General features: G+C 78.0%; 1 protein-coding gene and 1 pseudogene. Both read left to right on the forward strand.

The genetic code is table 11. The features are described from left to right. Positions 1-1,011: pseudogene (locus SSBG_RS27350) on the forward strand (NAD-dependent epimerase/dehydratase family protein); the annotation flags it as partial. A gap of 63 nt (positions 1,012-1,074) precedes the next feature. Continuing rightward, positions 1,075-1,457, forward strand: a 383-nt coding sequence (locus tag SSBG_RS27355; RefSeq protein WP_008749289.1) for a glycosyltransferase family 2 protein, incomplete at its 3' end; no start/stop codon positions are given.

The following is a 1,457-nucleotide window of genomic DNA, read 5'->3' on the forward strand; positions in this document are numbered from 1 at the left end:
CGAGGCCCTCGTCCTCGACGCCCTGCTCCCCGCCGTCCACCCCCACGGCTCGACCGTCCCCCCGCCGCGCGCCGCCGGGCTCGTCCACGCCGACGTGCGCGACCCCGCCGCCGTGGAGGAGGCTCTGCGCGGCATCGACGCGATCAGCCACCAGGCCGCGATGGTCGGGCTCGGCGACGGCGTCGCCGACGCCGCCGACTACGTGGGCTGCAACGACCTCGGCACCGCCGTCCTCCTCGCCGCCGCGGCCCGCGGCGGTGTCCGCGCGCTCGTGCTCGCCGGGTCGATGGTCGTCTACGGCGAGGGCCGCTACACCTGCGCGGAGCACGGCACCGTACGCCCCGGACCACGCGCCGAGGCCGACCTGCGCGCCGGCCGCTTCGAGCCCCGCTGCCCCGCCTGCGGCGCCGCCCTCGCGCCCGGCCTCGTCCCCGAGGACGCCCCCGCCGACCCGCGCAACGTCTACGCGGCGACCAAGCTCGCCCAGGAACACCTCGCCGCCGCCTGGGCCCGCGCCACCGGCGGCAGCGCCCTCTCGCTGCGCTACCACAACGTCTACGGCCCCGGGATGCCCCGCGACACCCCCTACGCGGGCGTCGCCTCCTTCTTCCGCTCCGCGCTCGCGCGCGGCGAGGCACCCCGCGTCTTCGAGGACGGCGCGCAGCGACGCGACTTCGTCCACGTGCGGGACATCGCGGCGGCCAACGTCCGCGCCCTCGAAGCGCTCGCCGGTTCCGCCGTGCCCCCCGGCACCCTCCCGCGTACAACACCGGCAGCGGCACCCCGCGCACCCTGCTCACCATGGCCCGCACCCTCGCCGCGGCCTGCGGCGGGCCCGCGCCGCGCGTCACCGGCGAGTACCGGCTCGGCGACGTACAGCACATCACCGCCGACTCCGCGCGCCTGCGGCGCGAGCTGGGCTGGCACGCCGAAGTCCCCTTCGCCGAGGGCATCGCCGAGTTCGCCAGGGAACCGATGCGCGCCCCCGCGCCCGCGGCGACCGGCGGCTGACGCGCCGGAAATCACGAGGCCGCGCTGACCGATTCGCGGCTTTCGTCTTCGTACGGTGTGCCCATGAACCACCCCACCCCCACACCCACACCCGCTCCGCCCGCCCCCACCGCGGCGGCCCCGCCCGCGCCCGTCGACGTCGTCCTGCCCTGCCTCAACGAGGCCGCCGCGCTGCCCTGGGTGCTCGCCCGGGTGCCGGCGGGCTGGCGCGCCGTCGTCGTGGACAACGGCTCCGACGACGGCTCGGCCGAGATCGCCGCGGCGCACGGCGCGCACGTCGTCACCGAGACGCGGCGCGGCTTCGGCGCGGCCTGCCACGCCGGGCTCGAAGCGGCGACAGCCGAGTTCGTCGCCTTCTGCGACTGCGACGCCTCGCTCGACCCCGGCCTCCTGCCCGCCTTCGCCGCGCGCGTCTCCTCCGGCGCCGCCGACCTCGTCCTGGGCCG

It is taken from the genome of Streptomyces sp. SPB074 (assembly GCF_000154905.1).
Lineage (GTDB): Bacteria > Actinomycetota > Actinomycetes > Streptomycetales > Streptomycetaceae > Streptomyces.